At 69.9% G+C, this 18,237-nt stretch carries 16 protein-coding genes; 12 read left to right on the top strand and 4 right to left on the bottom strand.

The genetic code is table 11. The features are described from left to right. The first annotated feature begins 576 nt into the window (after positions 1-576). Entirely contained in the window at positions 577-1,770 is a 1,194-nt protein-coding gene (locus ABL310_RS21685; protein WP_349369074.1) for a CaiB/BaiF CoA-transferase family protein, read from the top strand. A 38-nt stretch (positions 1,771-1,808) separates the two neighbouring features. Here the strand turns inward: ABL310_RS21685 and ABL310_RS21680 are convergent, their stop codons facing one another. After that, positions 1,809-2,291 (bottom strand): Lrp/AsnC family transcriptional regulator, encoded by a 483-nt coding sequence (locus ABL310_RS21680; protein ID WP_349369073.1) that lies wholly within the window; start codon positions 2,289-2,291, stop codon positions 1,809-1,811. A 127-nt stretch (positions 2,292-2,418) separates the two neighbouring features. Between ABL310_RS21680 and ABL310_RS21675 the strand changes: the two genes are divergently transcribed. Then, positions 2,419-2,955, top strand: a complete 537-nt coding sequence (locus tag ABL310_RS21675; RefSeq protein ID WP_349369072.1) for an NAD(P)H-dependent oxidoreductase — start codon at positions 2,419-2,421, stop codon at positions 2,953-2,955. 3 nt (positions 2,956-2,958) lie between these two features. On the opposite strand, the gene ABL310_RS21670 is transcribed toward ABL310_RS21675, so the two are convergent. After that, entirely contained in the window at positions 2,959-3,597 is a 639-nt protein-coding gene (locus tag ABL310_RS21670; RefSeq protein ID WP_349369071.1) for an XRE family transcriptional regulator, read from the bottom strand. A 341-nt stretch (positions 3,598-3,938) separates the two neighbouring features. Here ABL310_RS21670 and ABL310_RS21665 point away from each other — a divergent pair, with 341 nt between their 5' ends. The 9 genes from ABL310_RS21665 (at position 3,939) to ABL310_RS21625 (ending at position 14,819) form a co-directional block, all read left to right on the top strand. Beyond that, positions 3,939-5,468 carry an aldehyde dehydrogenase gene (locus ABL310_RS21665; RefSeq protein WP_349369070.1) on the top strand — a complete coding sequence of 510 codons (1,530 nt, stop codon included), beginning with the start codon at positions 3,939-3,941 and terminating at the stop codon, positions 5,466-5,468. A 64-nt stretch (positions 5,469-5,532) separates the two neighbouring features. Continuing rightward, positions 5,533-6,723, top strand: coding sequence for an LLM class flavin-dependent oxidoreductase (locus ABL310_RS21660; RefSeq protein ID WP_349369069.1), 1,191 nt, complete (start codon positions 5,533-5,535; stop codon positions 6,721-6,723). 4 nt (positions 6,724-6,727) lie between these two features. After that, the gene (locus ABL310_RS21655) at positions 6,728-7,300 is read left to right on the top strand and encodes a flavin reductase family protein (RefSeq protein ID WP_349369068.1); all 573 of its coding nucleotides are present in this window, start codon (positions 6,728-6,730) and stop codon (positions 7,298-7,300) included. Positions 7,301-7,504: 204 nt separating this feature from the next. Next, complete coding sequence (locus ABL310_RS21650) at positions 7,505-9,874, top strand: transketolase (RefSeq protein ID WP_349369067.1); 2,370 nt, start codon at positions 7,505-7,507, stop codon at positions 9,872-9,874. 169 nt (positions 9,875-10,043) lie between these two features. Next, entirely contained in the window at positions 10,044-11,186 is a 1,143-nt protein-coding gene (locus ABL310_RS21645) for a hypothetical protein (protein WP_349369066.1), read from the top strand. A gap of 53 nt (positions 11,187-11,239) precedes the next feature. Then, positions 11,240-12,202 carry a hypothetical protein gene (locus ABL310_RS21640; RefSeq protein ID WP_349369065.1) on the top strand — a complete coding sequence of 321 codons (963 nt, stop codon included), beginning with the start codon at positions 11,240-11,242 and terminating at the stop codon, positions 12,200-12,202. A gap of 92 nt (positions 12,203-12,294) precedes the next feature. Further along, positions 12,295-13,247, top strand: a protein-coding gene (locus tag ABL310_RS21635) for an IS630 family transposase (protein WP_349368028.1) whose coding sequence is annotated in 2 segments (ribosomal slippage) — positions 12,295-12,637 and positions 12,637-13,247 — 954 coding nt in all. Because the reading frame shifts where the segments join, the coding sequence is not laid out codon by codon here. Between the two features lie 43 nt (positions 13,248-13,290). Beyond that, positions 13,291-13,677, top strand: a complete 387-nt coding sequence (locus ABL310_RS21630; RefSeq protein ID WP_349369064.1) for a hypothetical protein — start codon at positions 13,291-13,293, stop codon at positions 13,675-13,677. Further along, the gene (locus tag ABL310_RS21625; protein ID WP_349369063.1) at positions 13,662-14,819 is read left to right on the top strand and encodes an AraC family transcriptional regulator; all 1,158 of its coding nucleotides are present in this window, start codon (positions 13,662-13,664) and stop codon (positions 14,817-14,819) included. Before ABL310_RS21630 ends, ABL310_RS21625 begins: the two co-directional genes overlap by 16 nt. Before the next feature lie 45 nt (positions 14,820-14,864). Here ABL310_RS21625 and ABL310_RS21620 read toward each other — a convergent pair whose 3' ends face one another. Beyond that, positions 14,865-15,137 carry a DUF1127 domain-containing protein gene (locus ABL310_RS21620; protein ID WP_349369062.1) on the bottom strand — a complete coding sequence of 91 codons (273 nt, stop codon included), beginning with the start codon at positions 15,135-15,137 and terminating at the stop codon, positions 14,865-14,867. 269 nt (positions 15,138-15,406) lie between these two features. After that, positions 15,407-15,784: a hypothetical protein gene (locus tag ABL310_RS21615; RefSeq protein ID WP_349369061.1), complete on the bottom strand. Its 378-nt coding sequence runs from the start codon at positions 15,782-15,784 to the stop codon at positions 15,407-15,409. A 329-nt stretch (positions 15,785-16,113) separates the two neighbouring features. On the opposite strand from ABL310_RS21615, the gene ABL310_RS21610 reads away from it, so the two are divergent. After that, positions 16,114-18,237 carry a TonB-dependent siderophore receptor gene (locus ABL310_RS21610; RefSeq protein WP_349369060.1) on the top strand — a complete coding sequence of 708 codons (2,124 nt, stop codon included), beginning with the start codon at positions 16,114-16,116 and terminating at the stop codon, positions 18,235-18,237.

Genomic DNA, 18,237 nt, shown 5'->3' with positions numbered 1-18,237 from the left:
CCGCCGGGCAGCCGAGGAGGCGGCTTCGGGCCCGGGCCAGGTGGACACCTTCTCGGACCTGGCCGCGATCGGCGGTCGGGTCTTCGCTGGCCGTCTCGGCTCTGGCCTCGACCGCCATCGCGGCGAGATGCGCGCGCAGCCAGCGCTCCGGCTCGGCGAACCGTCGGGTTCGTCGTGCGCCGGTCATCGATCATCGAGCGCGCCCGGACTGTTCAGGAGCAGCTCGAACGCCTCGAGTCCAGCGCCCGAGGCGGCGATCGACAACCGTCTGCCGAATCGATCTGCGCGAGGCAACGAGGCTCGGTCGCGCCGACGATCCGGCGTGCGAACGTGTCGATCACGAAGGCGACCTAGAGGAAGCCGTTGCAGGTCGCGACGTAGGTGAAGTCCGAGAGGAACAAGAGCGGGTTCGGCCCGAAGCCGCCACAGTAGAAGCGTCATGCGATTTGATCGCGTATTCGCGCAATCTCCTGCCAAAAAACGCGCTGAACAAAGCCGTATTCGCAATTCGTCTCCTCTCCGATCCGGGCATGGTGTGTGCCGAACGAGAAATGCAGGAGCGGGGAGACGCGCGCGATGGGACCCCTGGAGGGCATACGGGTCGTCGAGCTCGGGCAGCTGATCGCCGGTCCGTTTTGCGGCCAGCTCCTCGCCGATTTCGGCGCCGAGGTCGTCAAGGTCGAGCCGCCGGGCGTCGGCGACGCCATGCGGCAATGGGGCCGCCCGGACCGCGAGGGGCGCCCCGTCGCCTTTTCCGTGATCGCGCGCAACAAGAAGAGCCTGACCCTGGACCTGCGCAAGCCCGAGGGCCAGGAGATCGTCCGCAAGCTCGCCGCGAGCGCCGACGTGATCGTCGAGAACTTTCGACCGGGCACGATGGAGCGCTGGGGCCTCGGCTACGAGGCGCTCTCGGCGATCAATCCGCGGCTGATCCTGGTGCGCATCTCGGGCTTCGGCCAGACCGGCCCGTATTCCCGGCGCGCCGGTTTCGCCTCGGTCTGCGAGGCCATGGGCGGCCTGCGCTACATCAGCGGCTTCCCCGACCGCCCGCCGATCCGCATCGGGCTCTCGCTAGGCGACACGCTCGCGGGCGTGAACGGCGCCATGGGTGCGCTCCTCGCCCTCCAGCAACGCGCCCGCAGCGGCAAGGGCCAGGTTGTCGACAGCACGATCCTGGAATCCATCCTCATGGTCACCGAGAGCCTAATCTCCGACTACGACCAGGGCGGCCACGTTCGCGAGCGCCACGGCAGCGCGCTTCCGGGCATCGCGCCCTCGAACGCCTACCCGACCCGCGACGGCCAAGACATGATCGTCGGCGCCAACCAGGACAGCGTCTTCCGGCGCCTGTGCGACGTGATCGGGCGGCCCGAGCTCGCCGACGATCCGCGCTTCGCCACGCACCGCGCCCGCGGCGAGAACGCCGAGGCGCTCGACGCCGTCATCGCCGACTGGACGAGGCGGCACGACGCCGACGTGATGATCGACGACCTCGCCGCCGCCGGCGTGCCCGTCGGCCTCGCGTACCGCGCGCCGGAGATGATGGACGATCCGCACTTCGCCGCGCGCGAGGCGATCGTCTCGGTGCCGGACGCGCGGCGCGGCGGCGAGATCGCGATGCAGAACGTCTTTCCACGCCTTTCGGATACGCCCGGAGGCGTCCGGCATGCCGGCCCGGCGCTGGGCGCGGACACGCGCGGCGTCCTGCGCGACTGGCTCGGGATGACGAGCGACGAGATCCGCGCGCTCGTGGAGACGGGCGTCGTCTGACGACGCCGGCCGCCTGCATGACGCGCCGCGCCCGAACGTCAGGTCTTCAAATGATCGAGCGGCAGCGCCGTGCGGTACTGGACCTGCTTGAGGGCGAAGCTCGACTTGATGCTCGCGACGCCCGGGACGCGCGTGAGGTGATCCTTGAGGAAGGCCTCGTAGGCGGCGAGGTCGGGAACGACGACGCGCAGGAGATAGTCGCTCTCGCCGGTCATCAGGTAGCACTCGACCACTTCCGGCCGGCGCCGCACGGCCTGCTCGAACTCCTGCAGCCGCTCCTCGACCTGCTTCTCCAGCGAGACGTTGACGAAGACGTTGACGGACAGGTCGATGGCGGCGGGGTCGAGCAGCGTCACCCGGCGCTGGATGACGCGGGCGTCCTCCAGCATCTTCACCCGCCGCAGGCAGGGCGAGGGCGAGAGCCCCACCAGGGCCGCGAGCTCGGTGTTGGAGATGTCGGCTCGGTCCTGGATGGCCTTGAGGATCTTCAGGTCGATGGCATCGAGCTTGGGGCGCGCCACGGGCTTGTCCTTCTCCGGCAGGCTGGGGTTCCGGGGCGGCGCGGGATGATCGGCTCTTGCCCCGCGCAGCATTTCTACTAAGGTAGACGAAACGGCGCTACGAAAAAGCGCGCGACGGGAGGCAGGAATGCGGGTTGTCGGACTGAGCGGTAACATCACACGTCCCTCGCGCACGCGCGGCCTCGTCGAGGCGATCTGCGCCGAGATCGCGCGGCGGGAGGGCTGGTCCGCGGAGGCCTTCGACCTCCTCGACGCGGGTCCGCAGCTCGGCGCGACGGTCTCGCGCGAGGCCGCGTCCGAGGCGCATGCGCGCCTGTGGGAGGCGGTCGAGGCCTGCGACCTGCTCGTCGTCGCCTCGCCGGTCTACAAGGCGTCCTATTCCGGTCTCCTGAAGCACTTCTTCGATCTCTTCGACATGAAGGCGCTCGCCGGGCGCACGGTTCTCCTCGGGGCGACCGGCAAGGCGCCGCAGCACGCGCTCGTGATCGAACACCAGATGCGTCCGCTGTTCGGGTTCTTCGGGGCCTGGAGCGTGCCGCAGGGGCTGTTCCTCGTGGATGCGGATTTCGAGGCCGACGCGCAAGGACGGAGCGTGCCCGGCGGGCCGGCGCGCGCCCGGATCGCCGCGGCGGTCGATCAGGCGCTCGAGCGCTTCCGCGCGTGAGCGTCACCCTGCGGCGCGACGGACCATGACGACGAGATAAGCGGTCTCGTTCGCCGCCTCGTTGGTGAAGCGGTAGGGGCCGGTGACGGCGAAGAAGAGCGTGTCGCCGGTCTCGAGGACGTGGGCTTCCCCGTCGACCTCGGCGGTGAGCGTGCCGGCCTGCACGAGGACGTATTTCTCGGTCGGGACGGGATAGCTCGGCAGCCATCCGGTCGAGCGGCCGGGCGGCAGGCGGTGGCGAACGATTTCGACGTCCTGCGGGACGTGCGCCGGCGAAAGCGCCTCGCGCTCGAAGCCGGTCTGCGGGTCGCGATAGACGATGCGGTCGCGGGCGCGCAGGACGGATACGGCCGAGGCGTCGGGCTGGGCGCCGAGCAGCGAGGAGAGGGTCATGTTCAACCCCTTCGCCACGCGGACGATGGTGGACAAGGTCGGGACCTTCTCCGACCGCTCCATCTTGGACAGCATCGCCCGGCTCACGCCCGAGCGCTCGGCCAGCCCCTGCAGCGTCAGCCCCTGTTCCTTGCGCAGCGCGCGCAGACGCGTGCCCAGGCCGGCGACGATCTCCGCGTCCTCGCGGTCTTCCGCCGTCGCGGGCGCGCGGGCGGCGAAGGCGTCGTCGTTGTTCAGGATGTCGTCCATCCAGATCTCTCCCCGGCCGCGCTGCGGCGCCGTTGCCCGCATCGCGACGGGCTGGCCGACACATACGGCCTCTACCGCGCGTCGACAATGCCGCGACGCCGCCTGGCGTTACCCGGCTTCGACGGCGACCGTCGCCGTGATCGCAGAAATTCTTCCATAGAAGAAATTTCTTCTTCCATAGAAGATCCGTTGGCGCTAGTCTCTTCGGTGTGATCGGAACGGTGGGCCTGAGGACGGCGCCGCGTCTCGGCGATCTCCTCCCCCGGCGGCCGACGCCATTCGCTCGTCCCACGGCGGCTCGCGCCGCGGGACGGCGCAAGAAAGATCAATGGGAGGACCAGATGGACGACGCCAGCGTGCCCCTCGCGACCAGAGCCGAGCGCGCGCCCGGGCCGGAGCGGTTCCGGATGCATATCGGCGGCGCGTGGGTCGACGCCGCGGACGGGCGCACGTTCGAAAGCCGCAACCCGTTCACCGGCGCGGTCTGGGCGGAGCTGCCCCTCGCCTCGGCCGACGACGTCGAGCGCGCCGTGCGCGCGGCGCACGAGGCTTTCATGTCGGGGCCCTGGGCGGCCATGAGCGCCAGCGACAGGGGGCTCCTGCTGCATCGGCTCGGCGACGTCATCGCCGCCAACGCCCGCTACCTCGCCGAGCTCGAGGTGCGCGACAACGGCAAGCTGATGGTCGAGATGCTCGGCCAGATGCGATACCTGCCGCGCTGGTTCCAGTATTACGGCGGTCTCGCCGACAAGGTCGAGGGCTCGGTCACGCCGATCGACAAGGCGGGGATGTTCCACTACGTCTCCTACGAGCCGCTCGGCGTCGTCGGCGCGATCACGCCCTGGAACTCGCCGCTTCTCCTGACGGCCTGGAAGCTCGCGCCCGCGCTCGCCGCCGGGAACACGGTGGTGGTGAAGCCCTCCGAATTCTCCTCGGCCTCGATGCTGGGCTTCGCTCGACTTTTCGAGGAGGCAGGCTTTCCGCCGGGCGTCCTCAACGTCGTCACCGGGACGGGAGCGGAGGCCGGCGCCGCCTTGATCGCCCATCCCGACGTCGCGCGCGTCGCCTTCACCGGCGGCGAGGCGGGCGGGCGCGCGGTGTCGGAAGCGGCGGCGCGGCACTTCAAGCGCATCTCGCTCGAGCTCGGCGGCAAATCCCCGCACATCGTTTTCGCTGACGCCGACCTCGACGCGGCCGTGCACGGGGTGATCTCCGGCATCTTCGCGGCCGCCGGGCAGACCTGCATGGCCGGCTCGCGCCTCCTGCTCGAATCGTCGATCCACGACGCCTTCGTCGAGCGCCTCGTCGCCCGGATGAAGGAGGCGCGCCTCGGCGATCCGTTCTCCGAGACCACCGATGTCGGGCCCGTGGCCACGGAGCAGCAGCTCGAGAAGGTCCTCGCCTACATCGAGATCGCCCGGTCCGAGGGCGCCGCCTGCGTGCTCGGCGGCAAGCGGCCGAGCGATCCGGCGCTGCAGGCGGGATGGTTCGTCGAGCCGACCATCTTCACGGGCGTGACCAACGACATGCGTGTCGCGCGCGAGGAGATCTTCGGGCCGGTGCTCTCGGTCATGCGCTTCGAGACCGACGAGGAAGCCGTCGCGCTCGCCAACGACACGCCCTACGGCCTCGCAGCCGGCTTCTGGACCCAGAGCCTGGAGCGGGCGCTCGCCCTGCCCAAGCGCCTGAGAGCCGGGACCGTCTGGGTCAACGCCTACCGCGTCGTCAGCTACATGGCGCCGTTCGGCGGCGTGAAGCAGTCCGGCATCGGCCGAGAGAACGGCGCCGCCGCCATCCACGAATACCTCGAGCCGAAGAGCGTCTTCCTGAACGCCCGGTCTCGGATCACCAACCCCTTCACCCTGCAGTGAAAGGTTTGCGCCTTCGGGAGAAAGGCGCACCCGGCACGACGCCGAAGTCTAGGGAGGAAACGCCATGTCCGTCACCGTCGCACCGCGCCGCTTCACGCCGACGCCGCGCATCACCAATCCGATGATCTCGAGCCCCAACAAGATGAAGCTCGGCGTCTTCGGCCTCAACACCGATTGCGGCTGCGCGATCACCACGGCGCCCGAGCGGCTGATGGCCGATGACTGGGCCGGCAACCTGGAAATCGCCAAGATCGCCGATCGCGCCGGCTTCGAGGCGCTCATCCCGATCGGCCGCTGGCGCGGCTTCGGCGGCGACGCGAACTTCAACGGCGTCTGCTACGAGACCTACACCTGGGCCGCCGGCGTCGCCGCCGTCACCGACCAGATCGCCGTCGTGACCACCTCGCACGTGCCGACCGTGCATCCGCTCGTCGCGGCCAAGCAGGCGGCCACCGTCGATCACATCTCCGGCGGCCGCTTCGGGCTCAACATCATCTGCGGCTGGTTCGGCCCGGAAATGCGCATGTTCCGCGGCCAGATGATGGAGCACGACGAGCGCTACGACTACGCCGACGAGTGGCTCGAGATCGTCCAGAAGGCCTGGAACCAGCACGGTTACTGGGATTACGACGGCAAGTTCTTCAAGGTGCAGCAGGGCTTCTCGGAGCCGAAGCCGCTCAACCGCCCTGTCCTCGTCAATGCGGGCGGCTCGCCGCGCGGCATGCGCTATTGCGCCGAGCACTGCGACGTCGCGTTCCTCATCGTCAATCAGAGCGACGAGGCGACCTCGCGCAAGCAGGTGCGAAGCTACAACGAGCTCGCCCAGCGCGAGTTCAACCGCACGCTCCAGACCTGGTGCTATTCCTACGTCGTGCAGCGCGATACGCGCAAGGAAGCCGAGGACTATCTCGACTACTACGTCAACCAGATGGGCGACGACGAGGGCGCGGACAACATCGCCAAGGAGCTCGGCATCCAGACCGGCATCTTCACCCCCGAGCAGGCCGAAGCCTTCAAGTTCCACTTCAAGGCCGGGTGGGCGGGCATCCCGCTCGTCGGGACGGTGGGCGACATCATCGACCAGTTCCGCAAGTATTCCGACTGGGGGCTCGACGGGATCTGCCTGAGCTGGCTCGACTACCACACGGGCATCAAGGATTTCGTCGAGGGCGTCATGCCGGAGATGGAGGCCGCCGGCCTGCGCGTCCCGTTCGCGGAGCGGGAGCAGCAGGTGCCGGCGCAGGCGGCTGAGTGAAGCCATGTCCGGCGCGGCCAGCTCCCTCGCCGTCGCGGTCCCCCAAGCCCTGCATCCGCCGCTCGCGCCGAGCGTCGGAGACACGGGGTCGGGCCCCGACGCCGCCGATTTCCGGCTCGCGATGCGCCGCCTGCCCGGCGCCGTGTCGATCGTCGCGACCCGTCATGCCGGCGTCAGCGCCGGGATGGTGGCGACCTCGGTCGCGTCCTTGTGCGCCGACCCGCCCTCGCTGACGGTGGGCATCGGGCATGGCGTGAGCATGTACCCGCTGCTGATGCAGAGCGGACGCTTCAGCGTCAACGTGCTGACGGTGCGCCAGGAGAACCTGATCGCCCTGTTCAGCGGCGCGCTCAAGGGCGAGGCGCGCTTCGCCCATGGAGGCTGGGACGTCGAGGACGACCTTCCGATCCTCCCGGCCGCGCAGGCGACTCTCGTCTGCGAGGTCGCCGATCGGCTCGCCTACGGGGCGCACGACGTCATCGTGGGACGCATCCTGTCGATCCGCAACGCGGCGCACGCCGCGCCGCTGATCTGGCAGGACGGCGCGCCGCACGCCTCGCGCAGGCTCGCGCCCTGACGGCCGGCCCGGCGTCGCGTCCCCGCGGACGCGGCGCCGGCTGCCCACTACGAAGATCCGCGACCGTAGCCGATCCTGGCGCCTTTCGGACGCCGGTTGGCAGAACCTGCTACGCAAACCCGCTCGCGGGCGCGCCTTCGCAACCCGCCGCTCCTCGTCGCGCGATAGGCTCGCCGCCTCGAGAAGCCCGCAGGGGAGCCGGCCATGACCACCTCGCATCTCAAGACCGTCGAGCAGCGGCTGCTCTGGCTTTCGCACTGGATGATCCACAACGCCAACCACGTCCGTCCGAAGGTGGACGGCATCAAGGTCGGCGGGCATCAGGCCTCGTCCGCCTCCATGGTGTCGATCGTGACGGCGCTTTATTTCAGCGCTCTGCGGCCAGAGGACCGGGTGGCGGTGAAGCCGCATGCGGCGCCGGTTTTCCACGCCATGCACTATCTCGCCGGGCGCCTCTCGCGCGAGAAGCTCGAGGCGTTCCGCGGCTTCGGCGGGGCGCAGGCCTATCCGTCGCGCACCAAGGACGTCGACGACGTCGATTTCTCGACGGGCTCTGTCGGGCTCGGCGTCGCGATCACCTCCTTCGCCTCCCTGATCCAGGACTACCTGCGCTGCAAGGGGTGGGGGCGGGACGTACCGGAGGGCCGCATGGTGGCGCTGATGGGCGACGCCGAACTCGACGAGGGGAACGTCTACGAATGCCTCCAGGAGGGCTGGAAGCACGGCCTGCGGAATTGTTGGTGGATCGTCGACTATAACCGTCAGTCGCTCGACGGCGTCGTCCACGAGGGCCTTTGGCAGCGCATCGAGCGCACCTTCGAGGCCTTCGGCTGGGAGGTGGTGCGGGTGAAGTACGGCGCTCTCCAGCGCGCTGCGTTCGCGGAGCCCGGCGGCGAGGCCCTGCGCGCCTGGATCGACGGCTGTCCCAACCAGCTCTATTCGGCGCTGACCTTCATGGGCGGGGCGGTCTGGCGCGAGCGGCTGACGCGGGATCTCGGCGCGGCCGGCCCCGTCGCCGACCTGATCGCGCGGCGCAGCGACGCCGACCTCGCGGCGCTCATGGAGAATCTCGGCGGCAATTGCGTGGAGACCATGGCGGAGGCCTTCGCGGCGATCGACCACGACCGGCCGACCTGCTTCCTCGCCTACACCATCAAGGGCTGGGGCACGCCCATCGCCGGGCACAAGGACAATCACGGCGGCCTGATGACGACGGCCCAGATGGCCGCCTGGCGCACCCACATGGGCGTGCCCGAGGGCGCGGAATGGGAGCCCTTCGCCGCGGTCGAGGACGTCGACGGGCTGCGGGACTTCATCGCGCGCACGCCGTTCTTCGCCGCTGGGCCGCGGCGCCTCGCCGACGCGCCGGCGCCGGTTCCGGCCATCCCTGCGCCGACCGATCGCGAGATCTCGACGCAGACCGCCTTCGGCAAGATCCTCGACTCCCTCGCCAAGGGGGACGGCCCCCTCGCCGAGCGCATCCTCACCACCTCACCCGACGTGACCGGGACGACGAGCCTCGGGCCCTGGGTGAATCGCCGCAAGCTCTTCGCCCGCACCGCGTGCGAGGACGTGTTCCGGGCGCAGAAGATCCCGTCGACGGCGAAGTGGGATTTCGCCCCGGAGGGCCAGCACGTCGAGCTCGGCATCGCCGAGATGAACCTTTTCCTGCTGCTCGCGGCGGCGGGCCTGTCGCATTCGCTGTTCGGCCGCCGGCTGATCCCGATCGGGACGGTGTACGACCCCTTCGTGGCGCGCGGCCTCGATGCGTTGAACTACGCCTGCTACCAGGACGCCCGCTTCCTGATCGTCGGCACGCCCTCGGGCGTGACCCTCGCGCCCGAGGGCGGGGCGCACCAGTCCATCGGCTCGCCGCTGATCGGGATGAGCCAGGCGGGCCTCACCGCCTTCGAGCCCGCCTTCGCCGACGAGCTCGCCATCGTCATGGAATGGGCCTTCGACCACCTCCAGCGCGAGGGCGCGGGGGAGCCGGATCCGCATACCTGGCTCGGCGACGATGCCGGCGGATCGGTCTACCTCCGCCTGTCCACCAACCCGGTCGAGCAGCCCGCCCGGCGACCGGACGACGGCTTTCGCCAGGGGGTCGTGGATGGCGCCTATTGGCTGCGCCCGCCGGGGCCGAATTGCGAGGTCGTGATCGCCTACCAGGGCGTGGTCGCCCCCGAGGCGATCCGCGCGGCCGGGCTGATCGCCGATGCGCGCCGGGACGTCGGCGTTCTCGCCGTCACCTCCGCGGACCGTCTGCATGCCGGCTGGACCGCCGCTCAGCGCGCGCGCGCCCGACGCGGCGTCCTGGCGACCAGCCACCTGGAGCGGCTCTTCGCAGGGCTGCCGGCCCATTGCAGCCTCGTCACCGTGATTGACGGCCATCCCGCAACCTTGTCCTGGCTCGGCGCCGCGACGGGCTTGCGCACGATTCCGCTCGGCGTCGAGCGCTTCGGGCAGACCGGCACGATCGGCGACCTTTATCGCGAGCACGAGATCGATGCGGCGGCGATCCTCGAGCGCGTCGACGCCCTCACCGGCGGGCGCCGGCTGCGCCTCGTCGGGTGATGCCGACGGACCGGCGGCGGCTTCGGGCCGACTCCGGACGGTGCGTCATGTATCCGGGACTGGCGATCATTCCGGCAGCGGCGGTCGAGGCGTAGGCCTTTGCCCACAGCGAGCCGACGAGGAGGCGTCAGGAGACGCCGCCGGCTCGTCCCACAGGGAGACCCCGGACATGACACGCACCCTCTCGACCTTTCTCGCCGCGGCGAGCGGCCTCGCCCTCTGCGCCGGCGCGGCGTCCGCCGAGCAGACGGCCCTCGTGCTCTACGAGACCAAGGGCGCCGACCAGACGAACCGCCAGGACGGGATCGCCTTCGTCGAGCTCGACCCGGCCTCGGCGGACTACGGGCAGATCCTGGCGCAGATCCCGCTGCCGCCGGAGTTCCACTCGCACCACATCTTCTACAATCCCGAGCGGGACAAGGCCTACGTCACCTCGCTCGCCACGCCCGAGCTGCGCGTCTTCGACGTGAGCGCCTTTCCGTACCGCGCGACGTCCGTCGCGGTGCCGGACTGCGAGGTCGGCGAGGACGTCTCCTTCTCGCAGGCGCAGGACAAGTGGTACCTCACCTGCATGGGCTCGTCGGTCGTGATCGTCGGCGACGCCGAGACCGACGAGGTGCTGGAGGCCATCCCCATGCCCGCGCCCTGGCCGCACGGCATCGCGACGAACGACGCCATCGACCGGCAGCTCGTGACCAGCACCGCGAACCCCGCCGACCCGACGGAGTGGGGCGAGGAGATCGTCGTGCTGAAGCCCAGCACCGGCGAGATCCTGTCGACGCACAAGGTCTCGAGCGGCCCGTCGGCCTCTGGGCCGGTGGAGGCCTTCTTCGTGCCGGGCGTCGAGCCGCCGCTCGTCTACATCGCCAACATGGAGGGCAGCCTCTGGCTCGCCGAGTGGCAGCCCGACGCCGAGGCGTTCGCGTTCCGCGAGGCGTTCCGCTTCGACGAGCTGGGCCAGGGCATGACGCTCGAGGTCTATTTCGACGAGGACGGCGACCGCGCCTACGTGACCTCGGCCAATCCCGGGCACCTGAACGCCTTCGACATCAGCGACCCGCGGGCCCCGAAGCATCTCTGGGCGACGCAAACCGCCGGCGGCGCCCACCACCTGGTGTTCTCGCCCGACAAGAGCCGCGCCTACGTGCAGAACAGCCTGCTCAACATCGAGGGCATGAACGACGGCTCGATCTCGGTCGTCGACCTCGAGACCGGCGAGACGATCGACAGCATCGACACGTTCAAGAACGCCGGCCTGACGGTGAACACGATCGTGCTGACGCCGGAGGCCGAGGATTCGCACAGCCATTGAGGCGAAGGGCGGCGCCGGGCGACCGGCGCCGCCGCGCGAGCGGGAGAGACGAGATGACCTCGAGCAGGACGATCGCATCGGCCCTGAGCCTCGTGGCGGGCACGATTCTGGCGGGATCGCCACCACTCGCGGCGGCCGAGACCGGCGCGGCTCCGGCCCGGATCGGACTGGCGATCGAGCCGGACCCGGCGCAGGCCGGGCGTCCGGCGACGCTGGCGCTCGAGATCACCGACCCCGAGCGGCGGCCGCTCGACCTCCTGACCCATCACGCCCGCAAGGCTCATGTCGTGATCGTCGGCGCGGACATGGCGACCTTCGGCCACATCCATCCCGAGGACTTCGTTCCCGAAGACGTCGCTCCCGCGGGCGCCGCTGTCTTGGATGACGGCACGGCGCGGCTGCGCTTCGCCTTTCCGCATGGCGGTCGCTACCTCGTCGCGGTCGACGTCGCGACCGATGAGGGACCTCATGGCGAGACCTTCGTCGTCGACGTCGAAGGCGAAAGCCGCGGCCGCAGCCGCACCGACGCCGACGAGCCGCGCCTCGCGGTCGTCGAGGCGCAGGGCGGCGACGCTTACACGGGCGTGGTCGCGCTCGACGACACGGCGAGACGCGACGGCTACGCGGTCTCGGTGACCGGCCCCGAGCTCGTCGGGGCCGGCGAGCCGACGGTGTTCTCCTGGCGCTTCGAGCGCGACGGCGCGCCCCTGACGGCCCTGCGAACCTTTCTCGATGCCCCTCTGCACCTCGCGCTGGTCGCGGAGGACCTGAGCCGCTTCATGCACGAGCACGGCGAGGTCCCGGACGCCGCCGGCAGCGTCCACGGCCACGGGCACGAAGCCGGGCGCCACGACGAGCATGGCCATGCCGGCAGCCATGGCGCGAGCGCGAAGTCCTTCGGCCCGGAGATCCAGGCGCGCCTGACCTTCCCCGAGCCGGGGCGCTACGTCGTCTTCGCCCAGGCGGCGCACGGCGAAAACCTGCTCGTCGTGCGATCCCGCGTCCATGTCCGCTAGAGCAGATCGCTTCCTGATGGAATCGCGCGGGGGATTCCCTTCGAGGCCAGTTCGTGATTCACGGTAGAGGCTGGCGGAGGAGGCCAGCCGCCATGACGAAGCCCCTCTCGATGGATCTGAGGCAGCGCGTCCTCGCTGCGGTCGATGCCGGCATGAGCCGCCGGGCCGCGGCGGACCGCTTCGGGATCGCGCCGTCCGCGGCGGTGAAGTGGTTCAACCTTCGGCGCGAGACGGGCTCGGTCGCGCCGCGGGCGCAAGGCGGCGACACGCGGTCCGGGCGGATCGAGGCGCTCGGCCCGGTCATCCTCGCGATGGTGGAGGAGGCGCCGGATCTCACCCTCGTCGAGATCGCCGAGCGGCTCGAGCGCGAGCACGGCGAGCGCTTCGCGCCCTCGACGGTGCACCGCTTCTTCGGCCGCCACGGCCTGACGTTCAAAAAAAGTCCGGCCACGCCAGCGAGCAGGACCGCGCCGACGTCGCCGCGGCCCGCGAGGCCTGGTTCGAGGAGCAGCCCGAGCTCGACCCGCAGCGGCTGATCTTCATCGACGAGACCTGGCTCAACACCAAGATGGCGCGGTTGCGGGGCCGCGCCCCCGAAGGCGAGCGCCTGCGCGCCGGCATCCCTCACGGCCATTGGCGCACCACGACCTTCGTGGCCGGGCTCAGGATCGGCGGGATCGACGCGCCGATGCTGATCGACGGCGCGATCAACGCGGCGAGCTTCCTCGCCTACGTCCAGCAGGTCCTGGTTCCGACGCTGAGCCCCGGCGACGTGGTGATCATGGACAACCTCGCCAGCCACAAGACCCCCGCCGTGCGCGAGGCCATCGAGGCGGCCGGAGCCGAGCTGCGCTTCCTGCCGCCCTACAGCCCGGACTTCAACCCCATCGAGAACGCCTTCGCCAAGCTGAAGGCCCTGCTCAGGAAGGTCGCCGCCCGGACGCGCGACGCCCTCTGGAGCGCCGTCGCCGACGCCATCGAAGCCTTCCCGCCAGAGGAATGCGCGAACTTCTTCACCGCAGCAGGATATGAACCCGAGTGGTGAGAATCTGCTCTAAAGCGCGCCAGCGTCGGCCTTGGCGCTTCGGTTGTGTCGCTGCGCGCGCCAGGCGCCCGGCAACTCGCCCTCGGCAAAGACGACCACGCGGCTTGCCGAGATCGGCGGGAGCCATGCCCAGCGCGACCTCTTCGACGAGATCCGGCTCGACGCGCTGATCCGGACCGGCCGGCTCGGGGCCGCGCAGCGCATCCTCCAGCACCGCCGGCAGGCGAGCCCCGAGGCGAAGCCCGCCTACGGCGAGCTCGCTCTCGTCTACGACCGGCTCGACCTGCCGGAGGGAGCCGGCCGCATGATGGTCCGCGCCCGGGCCGCGGCGCTCGCCCACCGAGGGCGGGCGGGACCGCCGACCGGAGCGATCGTCCGGCACGCGCCCCCGCGGCGGACGCGGCGGGGGCGCCCGTGCGTCGCGAGCTGAAGTCGCTGACGGGGCAGGGGAAACGAGGAACGTGCCGGAGGCGGCGAAAGCGTGCTACTACGCGACCGGCATGGGTCGTTTCCGAACGGAAAGCTCTCGTGTCGGCCTTCGCCGACGGACGCGAGGGAGGACGGGACGTGAGCGACCACGACTTCCTGTCGGAGATGCTTTGCAGCGTGCGCCTGTCCGGCGCGCGCTTCTTCGAGGTGGACGCGACGGCGCCCTGGGTCGCGGCCGCGCCGCCGAAGGAGAGCATCGCGCCGACCGTCGTCTCGGACGCGCGGCACGTCATCGAGTACCACGTCATCGTCGAGGGGACCTTCTGGACCCGGCTGACGAATCCCGACGGCCCGCCGATCGCGCTCGCCGCCGGAAGCGTGGTCGTGTTTCCCCATGGCGACACGCACGTGCTGGCGAGCGATCCGGCACTCGACGCGAAGCCGAGCCTCGCCGCCTTCGACGAGGTCGCGTGCGGACGCTCGCTGCCCTTCCGCATCGACTTTCGAGGCGGGGCCGCCGGCACGACGCGGATCCTCTGCGGCTTTCTCGGCTGCGACGTGGCGCCCTTCAATCCGCTGATCGCCGCCCTGCCGCGGGTCATCCACGTGCCCGGCGGCGGCGCCGACGGGTTCCTCGGCAGCCTGATTCACGCCGCGTCGCACGCGACCGACGCGAAGAGCGCCGGCAGCGACGGCGTGCTGGTGAAGCTGAGCGAGCTGATCTTCATCGAGGTCGTCCGGCGATACGCCGCGAGCATGCCCGCGAGCGCCGACGGCTGGCTCGCCGGCCTGCGCGACCCGGCCGTCGGTCGGGCGCTGCGGCTGCTCCACCGCGATTGCGCCCGCGACTGGACCGTGGCCGAGCTCGCGCGCGAGGTTGGCCTGTCGCGGACCGTCCTCGCCGAGCGGTTCAGCGCCCTCCTCGGCATGCCGCCGATGGCCTACCTCGCCGCTTGGCGGATGCAGCGCGCGGCGAGCCTGGTCGGCGAAGGGGCGGCCACGCTCGCGCAGATCGCGAACGAGGTCGGCTACGAATCCGAGGCGTCCTTCAGCCGCGCGTTCAAGCGCGCGACGGGTCTCGCTCCGGCGTACTGGCGCCAGGCGGGCCGGCAGGAGCTCCGGCAGGACCGGCGCCAGACCTGATCGCCGGAGGCGGCCCGGGGCGGGCGGCCTCCCGCGCCGCGGCGATCATCGTGCCCGAGAGCGCCACCCGCGCGGCGACGTCCCCGGGTCGCGCCCCTCGAGAACGCGGTAGGCGATGTCCGCGCGCGAGAGGCCGATGTCGGCCAGCATCTTGTCGTCCATCCCTTCGAGCGCGGCGCGGGCTGCCGCGTCGCGGCGGCGCCGGGCGACCTCCGCGGCGAAGCGGGCGAGCATCCCGGCGATCGCGGCGAACGCGCGCCGCGCTGCGGCGGCCGCGTCGGGACGCGCTCGCGTTCGGGGTGTGGCGGTCATGGTCATGGCTCGTCTCCCCTCGAGACGTCAGAAATACCGGGTGTGGTCGGCCCCGACGGCCTTCTCGACCAGGAACCAGCCCGGATCGACGATGCCCTCGGCCGCCGGATCCGCGCGTCGGGCTCGACCGCGAAGGTCGCGGCCGCGTGGCGGCAGCCGTAGAGACGGACCCGCCCGGTTCCCGCGAGCATGGCGAGCCGGTCGGCGATCTCGGTCGTCCACTTCGTGAGCGTCTTCTTCGCCCTTCTGGGGTGTCCGCTCTGCGCGCCCGTGCTTCAGGCTCTCCGTCTACGCCGTCTGCCGAGATCGGAGAATGATCCGCCGTCCGGGATGGAGAGCCGATCGTCCGTGAAGCGGGCGCGGAACCCTCGAATCGCCCGCGTCGCGGCGGCCGGGCGACGGTCGGCCGCCGTTTCCGTCTCGATCGCCTGAGCCTCGGCGCGACCGTGCTCGGCGAGCCCGTGACGCTCGCGGCGGAAGGCTCCGCCCGGCTCGGCGATCCGGACGAGGGCCTCGCCCTCAATCTGCAGGCGCGCCGCCTCGACGCCGAGGGCGAAACCCGCCCCGATCGCGCCGAGCCGATCCGGATCGCGGATACCGACCCCGCCCCTCGGCGCCCGTCTCGCCCGCGCGCCGATCGCCTCGAGCAGCATGCCCGCCGAGCGGTGTCTGTCGGCTCCAATGCGGGTTCCCCCCCTGCGTGAGGCGGAACTCCGCACATGCAAGGCGTTCTAGTCCGGGGCCACGCGCCGATCGGCGCAAGACCTCGGCACCCATCCACACTGAAAACTCACGGCTTTCGAGTCCAGTGTCTATCGATTCTAATCATATCGTCGTCGATTACATCGTGGCAAATCCTGTTTCGACGAGTTATAAACTACAGAGTTTTCGATAGATTGCGCGTTGACTTGAAAATCGGCCTTTTCTACTAAGCGCTTCATGGCTCGAATGCGCTTCCAGCCATGCCGGCCCGACGCTGGTCATGCGTCTGTTCATGCAATCGAAAAAGGTGCGAGTCGTGAGTTCGGAGTCGAAAAGAAGAAGAATAACCTCGAGTGCGTTGATGGGCGCCACGGCGATCGCGACGCCTTTCATGCCGGCCCTCGCGCAGGACACCATCGTCCTGGATCAGATCGTGGTGGAGGCCGAGAGCGACGACATCCTCGTCCAGGACGGCTACGTGGCGACGAGCGGGCGGATCGGCTCGAAGATCGACACGCCTCTGATCCGGGTGCCGCAGGCGATCTCGACGGTGACCGAGCGGCAGCTGGACGATCAGAACCCGAGGACGCTGCAGGAGGCGGTCGAGTACGTGCCTGGCGTGCGCGTCGGCGCCTACGGCTTCGATCCCCGCTTCGACGCCTTCTTCATCCGCGGCTTCGAGGCGACCTATTCCGGCATCTTCAGGGACGGGCTGCGGCAATACAACAGCCCCACCGGCCTGTATCGCCAAGAGCCCTACGGGCTCGAGGGCATCACCGTCCTGAAGGGCCCGGCCTCGGCGCTCTACGGCGCCTCCAATGCCGGCGGGCTCGTCGATCTGATGACGAAGCGGCCGACCGAGTCCGCGTTCCGCGAGGTCGAGATCCAGCCGGGAAGCCATGATCGCTACCAGGGAAACTTCGACATCTCCGGCCCCGTGGACGCGAACGGCACGCTTCTCTATCGGCTGACGGGCCTCCTGCGCGACAGCGAGACGGTGCTGCCGGGCTTCCCGAACGACCGGGCTTACATCGCCCCCGCCTTCACCTGGAGGCCGACCGCCGACACGAAGCTGACCGTGCTGACCGAGTACATGGACTCGACGCTCGGCGGAACCGCGGCGTTCTACAACGACGCCGACGGCATCACCGATCTCTACAGCGGCGCCCGGTCGTTCAACGATTTCGGCCAACAGCAGGCGCGCGCAGGCTACGAGCTGGAGCATCGGCTGAACGATACCTTCACGCTGCGGCAGAACTTCCGCTATACGTGGCTCGACAACGACCTCGAGTACGCCTTCTGGTATGATGCCGGGGCAGGACTGACGCAGTTCGCCGGCCGCAATGCGGAGGAGTCCGAAACGCTGGTGGTCGACAACCAGCTGCTGTCCGAGTTCACCCTCGGGGACATCGAGCATCGCCTGATCGTCGGCCTCGATTACGGGCGCATCGCCTTCGATCAGTACCAGAACCCGTTCGCCGCGCTCCCGTCGGAGGGGCAGACCTTGCCGCTGCGCTTCAACTCGGCGCAGAAGCTCGAGCAGGTCGGCGTCTACGTGTCGGACCAGATCGCCTGGAACGACTTCCACCTGACGCTCGGCGCGCGGCACGACTGGCTCGAAGGCGAGACGCGCAACGCGACGACGACGATCACGCAGGACGAGCAGCAGACGTCCTGGCGCGTCGGCCTGTCCTACGAGACGTCGTTCGGGCTCGTGCCCTACGCCAACTGGACCACCTCCTTCACGCCGAACGTCGGAACCCTCCTGAACGGCAGCCCGGCGAACCCCACGATCGGCGAGCAGAAGGAGATCGGCCTCAAGTACATGGTCCCCGGCTACAACGCCGTGCTCACCGCGGCGCTGTTCGACATCGAGCAGCAGGACGCGGTCGTGTTCGAGGTGATCGATACGGGAAGCGGCCCCGTCAATACGCTCGTCAACCGCAGCCTGCGCTCGCGGGGCTTCGAGATCGAGGCGAACGCGAGCCTGCGGAACGGCTTGGACCTGATCGCCTCCTACGCGTACGTCGACATGGAGATCCGAGACAGCAAGGCGGGCTTCACCGGCAATACGTTGAACGCGACGCCCGCGCACACCTTCTCGATCTGGGGCGACTACACGCTCCAGGGCGGCGCGGCGGCCGGGCTCGGTGGGGCGCTGGGGCTTCGCTATGTCGGCGAGAGCTTCGGCAACGACGCGAACACGATCGTCAACGACGACCGTATCTTCGTCGACGGCGCGCTGCACTACGATTTCGGCGCTCGCAATCCGCAGCTCGAGGGGCTCAGGCTCCAGGTCAACGCGCGCAACATCCTGGACGAGCGTGGCACGACGTGCTCGGCGGGCTACTGCTATCGGGACGAGGGGCGCACGATCATCGGCAGCCTTCGGTACCGCTGGTGA

The organism is Salinarimonas sp., assembly GCF_040111675.1.
GTDB lineage: Bacteria > Pseudomonadota > Alphaproteobacteria > Rhizobiales > Beijerinckiaceae > Salinarimonas.
The sequence above is the reverse complement of the archived record's forward strand: the minus strand, read 5'-3'. Positions and strand labels throughout refer to the sequence as shown.

What these genes read in the sequence shown, in the direction of transcription:
- ABL310_RS21620 (WP_349369062.1), bottom strand. Translation starts at nt 15,137, where the DNA reads ATGACCATGACCGCCACACCCCGAACGCGAGCGCGTCCCGACGCGGCC.
- ABL310_RS21610 (WP_349369060.1), top strand. Translation starts at nt 16,114, where the DNA reads ATGCGTCTGTTCATGCAATCGAAAAAGGTGCGAGTCGTGAGTTCGGAG.
- ABL310_RS21675 (WP_349369072.1), top strand. Translation starts at nt 2,419, where the DNA reads ATGCGGGTTGTCGGACTGAGCGGTAACATCACACGTCCCTCGCGCACG.
- ABL310_RS21685 (WP_349369074.1), top strand. Translation starts at nt 577, where the DNA reads ATGGGACCCCTGGAGGGCATACGGGTCGTCGAGCTCGGGCAGCTGATC.
- ABL310_RS21670 (WP_349369071.1), bottom strand. Translation starts at nt 3,597, where the DNA reads ATGGACGACATCCTGAACAACGACGACGCCTTCGCCGCCCGCGCGCCC.
- ABL310_RS21615 (WP_349369061.1), bottom strand. Translation starts at nt 15,784, where the DNA reads ATGCTGCTCGAGGCGATCGGCGCGCGGGCGAGACGGGCGCCGAGGGGC.
- ABL310_RS21645 (WP_349369066.1), top strand. Translation starts at nt 10,044, where the DNA reads ATGACACGCACCCTCTCGACCTTTCTCGCCGCGGCGAGCGGCCTCGCC.
- ABL310_RS21650 (WP_349369067.1), top strand. Translation starts at nt 7,505, where the DNA reads ATGACCACCTCGCATCTCAAGACCGTCGAGCAGCGGCTGCTCTGGCTT.
- ABL310_RS21655 (WP_349369068.1), top strand. Translation starts at nt 6,728, where the DNA reads ATGTCCGGCGCGGCCAGCTCCCTCGCCGTCGCGGTCCCCCAAGCCCTG.
- ABL310_RS21640 (WP_349369065.1), top strand. Translation starts at nt 11,240, where the DNA reads ATGACCTCGAGCAGGACGATCGCATCGGCCCTGAGCCTCGTGGCGGGC.
- ABL310_RS21665 (WP_349369070.1), top strand. Translation starts at nt 3,939, where the DNA reads ATGGACGACGCCAGCGTGCCCCTCGCGACCAGAGCCGAGCGCGCGCCC.
- ABL310_RS21660 (WP_349369069.1), top strand. Translation starts at nt 5,533, where the DNA reads ATGTCCGTCACCGTCGCACCGCGCCGCTTCACGCCGACGCCGCGCATC.